Source organism: Clostridium sp. (assembly GCF_050717635.1).
Classification (GTDB): domain Bacteria; phylum Bacillota; class Clostridia; order Clostridiales; family Clostridiaceae; genus Clostridium_AD.
Window position 1 is genome coordinate 1 of the sequence record NZ_JBOITO010000024.1, and the last position, 5,086, is coordinate 5,086.

Annotated in this window: 3 protein-coding genes, 3 tRNA genes and 2 rRNA genes; all 8 read left to right on the top strand. The window is 30.0% G+C overall.

The features are described 5' to 3' along the window. Positions 1-180 precede the first annotated feature (180 nt). The 8 genes from rrf (ACREWB_RS10700) to ACREWB_RS10735 all read left to right on the top strand — a co-directional run bounded on the left by rrf (ACREWB_RS10700) (position 181) and on the right by ACREWB_RS10735 (position 4,478). Positions 181-297 (top strand): 5S ribosomal RNA (gene rrf / locus ACREWB_RS10700). Positions 298-302: 5 nt separating this feature from the next. Next, positions 303-377 (top strand) — tRNA-Asn (locus tag ACREWB_RS10705). Between the two features lie 41 nt (positions 378-418). After that, positions 419-535: ribosomal RNA gene (rrf, locus tag ACREWB_RS10710) — 5S ribosomal RNA — on the top strand. Between the two features lie 10 nt (positions 536-545). After that, positions 546-622 (top strand) — tRNA-Ile (locus tag ACREWB_RS10715). A gap of 5 nt (positions 623-627) precedes the next feature. Further along, a tRNA-Ala gene (locus ACREWB_RS10720) sits at positions 628-703 on the top strand. Between the two features lie 394 nt (positions 704-1,097). Further along, positions 1,098-1,787 carry a response regulator gene (locus ACREWB_RS10725; RefSeq protein WP_431547438.1) on the top strand — a complete coding sequence of 230 codons (690 nt, stop codon included), beginning with the start codon at positions 1,098-1,100 and terminating at the stop codon, positions 1,785-1,787. A gap of 15 nt (positions 1,788-1,802) precedes the next feature. After that, positions 1,803-3,269 carry a HAMP domain-containing sensor histidine kinase gene (locus ACREWB_RS10730; protein WP_431547439.1) on the top strand — a complete coding sequence of 489 codons (1,467 nt, stop codon included), beginning with the start codon at positions 1,803-1,805 and terminating at the stop codon, positions 3,267-3,269. Between the two features lie 69 nt (positions 3,270-3,338). Beyond that, complete coding sequence (locus ACREWB_RS10735; RefSeq protein ID WP_431547440.1) at positions 3,339-4,478, top strand: TolB-like translocation protein; 1,140 nt, start codon at positions 3,339-3,341, stop codon at positions 4,476-4,478. The last annotated feature ends 608 nt before the right edge of the window (positions 4,479-5,086 follow it).

Consider the following 5,086-nt stretch of genomic DNA (forward strand, 5'->3'; position numbering starts at 1 on the left):
CATGGTAACATGTTCAGCTGACTAATACTAATAAGTCGAGGGCTTGACCAAAATAAATAAAAGTAACATAATAGTATTAATTTTGCGATATACTCCTTTTGTAAAAAAGGAGTGAAAGCTTTGAGCGTGAGCGAGAAGATTCTTTTACTGTGCAATTTTGAGAGAATATTTATATTCTCATCTAGTGATTATGGCATGAAGGTAACACCCCTTCCCATACCGAACAGGTAGGTTAAGCTTCAATGCGCCAATGGTACTGCAAGGGTGACCTTGTGGGAGAGTAGGTCGTCGCTAGGTAATGTTCCTCGATAGCTCAACGGTGGAGCGCTCGGCTGTTAACCGATAGGTTGAAGGTTCAAATCCTTTTCGAGGAGCCATTTTTTCAAAAAGTAATAATATATTGGTTAACACCAATAGATCTGGTGATTATGGCATGAAGGTAACACCCCTTCCCATACCGAACAGGTAGGTTAAGCTTCAATGCGCCAATGGTACTGCAAGGGTGACCTTGTGGGAGAGTAGGTTGTCGCCAGGTGATTTTATATGGATCTTTAGCTCAGCTGGTTAGAGCTACCGGCTCATAACCGGTCGGTCCGGGGTTCGAGTCCCTGAAGGTCCACCATATAAGGGGATATAGCTCAGTTGGGAGAGCACCTGCCTTGCACGCAGGGGGTCGCAGGTTCGATTCCTGTTGTCTCCACCAAAAAAACAGTCTAATATGGACTGTTTTTTTTATTATGTTAAATTTTTATATATAATGAAGAACTTTTTTATTAAATAATGCTACAATGAAAAGTATATATTGTTAGAAATGCTTTAACATCACCTAGACTTATTAATATAATGCTGAATTATACTAGTATAGTTCAGCATTAATTCTTGATTAAGTATAATATTAAAAAGCCATCTGGAGCTGAGCTCAGATGGCTTTTTTTCTTTTAGTTCAAGATAACATATCATTATGCTAAATAGTCGTATTTACTATTGTTAAGTTAAAATGTATACTAAAAATGTTATAATAAGGTAGGAATTAAAGGGTTATGTTTAAACAATAATACCTTGAGTTAAATGTTATAATTGAAAAGGAGTGTATTATTATGGATAATAAAAAAATACTAATTATAGAGGATGAAAAAGCTATTGCAGAATTAATATGTTATGGACTAAAGAAGGAAGGATTTGAACCTTACATTACTAATGATGGACAAACGGCTTTTAGAATTTTGAAAGATTTCAAACCTGATTTAGTTTTACTGGATTTAATGCTTCCAGATATTGGTGGATTAGATGTTTGTAAAGAAATCACAAGGACGTACAACATTCCTATAATTATATTAACAGCAAAATCGGATATAACAGATAAAATTCTGGGACTTGAATTTGGGGCTGATGATTATATTACAAAACCTTTTGATTTAAGGGAAGTTATAACTAGGATAAGAGTTGTATTTAGAAGAATTGAAAATATGAAGTTACCCGTAGATGATGCTTCAAAGGAATTTGTAGATTTGGGCTTTGATGTTCAGCTTAGCTTAGACGAGCATAGAGTAAGAAAAAGTGATACAGATATTGAACTTACACCTAAGGAATATAATCTTCTTGTTACTCTATTCGAAAACAAGGGAGTGGTTTTATCAAGAGAACAGATTTTAAATAGTGTGTGGGGTTACTCTTATGTAGGTGATACAAGAACTGTAGATATACACGTACAAAGACTAAGAAAAAAATTAAATTGTCAATTCATCATAGAAACTGTGTTTGGATTTGGATACAAGATGATTAAATAGAGATGAGGTTAGAAGATGAAGTTTAAACTAGGCTATAAATTTTTCATAGGATTTGTAATTATTTTTTCAGTGGGTTTTATTATTATGAATCATTGCTTAAGGATAAGGATGGAAAGTGATAATGAGAGTGTGATAGAAGGTAACCTAGGAGATTTAAAAGATAATTTTAATATATATGTAAGACAATATTTTTTAATTAACAATATTAGTTTAAATGAAGATCAGTTTAAAAATCATAGTGAAGAATTAGGGCGCGACTTACGAAATAATATAAATTATAAGTTTCAAATATACGATTTAGCAGCGAACATTATATACTCTACAAATAGGGAAGATTTTTTAAATAAAAATAATCAGGGGTTAATCAATGCAAAAAATAATATTAGCTCTTATACGCTAAAAGAAATCGATCCTACTATAGTAAGTTTTACTTTTCCTCTAATTATACAAGAAAAAAATCTAGGGATAGTAAGTTTTATTAAGGATTATTCCTCACTTTATGATAAGACGGATAAAATGCTTATATACATTCTAACATTAACGGGATGTGTTTTTGCTGTTATATTTTTGTTTTTATCAATTTTAACCAGGAGTATAACCATTCCAATTATTAAATTGTCTAAAGCTTCAAAAGAAATTGCACAAGGTAAGTTTAGCAACGATATTAATATAAAATCAAGTGATGAAATAGGCGAACTTTCAATAAACTTTTTTAATATGGTAGAGACATTAAGGCGTAATATGGAAATTATTGAAAACGACAGGGATAAACTGAAAGAACTCAGTAGTCATAGAAAAAAGTTTTTTGATAATGTGACCAATGAACTCAAAACACCACTAACCACAATATTTGGTTACGCAGAAATGATAAAATCCAATGGATTTAATGATGAGGATTTCTTCGACAAAGCAACAGATCATATAATAGATGAAAGTAAACGACTCCACCACATGGTTTTAAAACTTCTTGAGCTTTCTAAAGAGGAGATAGTTGAAAGTAAGTATGACTATGAGCCTGTTAATCTATATCGGCTAATTAAAAGCACTTGTGAAGAGATGAGTTTAAAGGGAATACGATATAATACACTAATTCATTGTGAAACTCAGAACGATTGTTTTACTTTGGGCAATAATGACAGATTAAAAGAAGTCTTAATCAATCTTATAGATAATGCAATAAAGTACGGCAGACCCGATAATGTTATACAAGTAAAATGTTATAAAGATGAAAAAAACATATACATAAGAGTATGTGATAATGGAATAGGTATGAGTAAGGAACAGCTAAAGAATATAGTTCAGCCTTTTTATAGCGCCGACAAAAAAAGCTTTAGAGAGATAGGTAGTTGTGGTCTTGGCTTATCTATAGTCCAAGCAATACTAAAGTCTCACCATGGTGAAATAGATGTGCAGAGTATCCTGAACAATGGAACCACTGTTATTATTAAACTTCCAATATATACAAAAAGTTTACAAGATTGAAACATTTGTATATATGGATGAAATATATGTATTGTATGATAAAGACAGAAAAAAGAAAGGCGGGATAAAATGAAAGCACATTCTAAAGAAAAATTATTTGCAATTTCAGGTATGGGACTATTGATAGTGGGGATTGTTTTAATTAGTACATTTCTCATAGGATGTAATAATAAGGGGAAAGAAAAAACAATAATTATACCAGAAAAGAAAACACAGGGGATAGATAGTAAGATATTTGAAACAGCTAAAATAGTAAAAATAAAGCAAGGTATGACAACAAGGGGATGGGTAGATAAAAATAATATTCTTCTTCTAGCAGAAAAAAGCTCAGAAGATAATTCTTCTGAGTATCTTAATGAAGGAATTCATAAATGGCTTGAGGTCAGAAAGGCAGATTTTAATACTAATAACTATGAAAATATAATTAAAAATAAGATTGTGATGGATGCAGCTATATCACCGGATAAAAGTAAAATAGCCTATATTGAAAGCCTAAAAAGGTTAAAAAGCTTTGAAGATACAAAGCAGGTTATTGTAAAAAACTTAAGTACAGGGAAAGAAACTTTTATTACATCATTAAATAGAGTAAGTGATTTTAATTGGAGTAATAATAGTAGATATCTGTCTATAGTTAAAACTAATATGTTAGTAATATACGATACTTCTACTGATAAGGTCAGAGAATTTAATATTAATGGTTTTGTAACTAGGATTAAAAGTACCCAAGCTAAACTTTCTAATGATGGCAACCATGTATTAATAAATAGTAATTTAGATTTATATTTATTTGATGTTAGCGGAGATTCCATAACATTTGCAAACAAAGAAGAATTAGAAAAAACTAAAATAGTAAGCTCTAATTATTATAGTTTTCAATTTTATGATAATACAAAGATATTGTATACAGCGGGAAAAGGTGAAATAACTGCCCTCTATACTTATGATATGAACACAGGCAAGAAGAATCCAATAATGGATGATGTTGTTGAGTTCTCTATATCCCCAAATAAAAAAAATATTGCGTACTATAAACATATTGCTACTTTAATTAGTGTTGGATGCTTTGATGGGACATCAATAACTAATGATACAATTGTTTTTAAAGGTAGAAGCGAAGGAGCCCTATGGTGGAATGATGATAATAATAAAATATTATTCTACGGAGAATTAAATGATAGTTTTGATAATTTTGTTTTAGAAGTAAAATAATAATAATATTTTACGATATCCAAATTGAATGGCCATGGCTAATTATAATCTTAGTAATATATGAAATTATAATTTGTAGTATATCGAATATACATTATAGTTATGTTTTGCGAAATTAAGCCTTGTAATATTTTCTTCTCAGATTTAGTAACATAAAATAAATGTATAATATACTTAAATGAAGATGTATTCTTATATACTTAACCATGTGTGTCAATATAACTAAATTAAAGATATATCTAGTATTACGAAGTATATAAAGAATAACATCTATAAATAGCAACAAATTTAAATATAGGATGTTATTGATATGATAGAATACTCCTTGTCGCAACGAACTAGTTTCGACGAAGATAAAGGTTGATAAGTCATCAATTATTTCTTTAAAAATATATTTAAAAAATATTGAAAAAGTTGTTGACAAAACAAGAGACATCTAGTAATATTGTAGAAGTCGTCAGTTGGCGATTAACACAAAACAAATTGGTCTTTGAAAATTAAACAGAGAAATAGGTAAAGAATAGCAAAATAATATTTTGCTAAACCAGTTAATTACTTTAGAAAAAAGTAAATTTTTAGTCGTAAGACTAAATAGTATGTAATGAGCT

Bases quoted from the DNA above. Each gene is read 5' to 3' on its own strand.
- ACREWB_RS10735 (WP_431547440.1), top strand. From the start codon at position 3,339: ATGAAAGCACATTCTAAAGAAAAATTATTTGCAATTTCAGGTATGGGA.
- ACREWB_RS10730 (WP_431547439.1), top strand. From the start codon at position 1,803: ATGAAGTTTAAACTAGGCTATAAATTTTTCATAGGATTTGTAATTATT.
- ACREWB_RS10725 (WP_431547438.1), top strand. From the start codon at position 1,098: ATGGATAATAAAAAAATACTAATTATAGAGGATGAAAAAGCTATTGCA.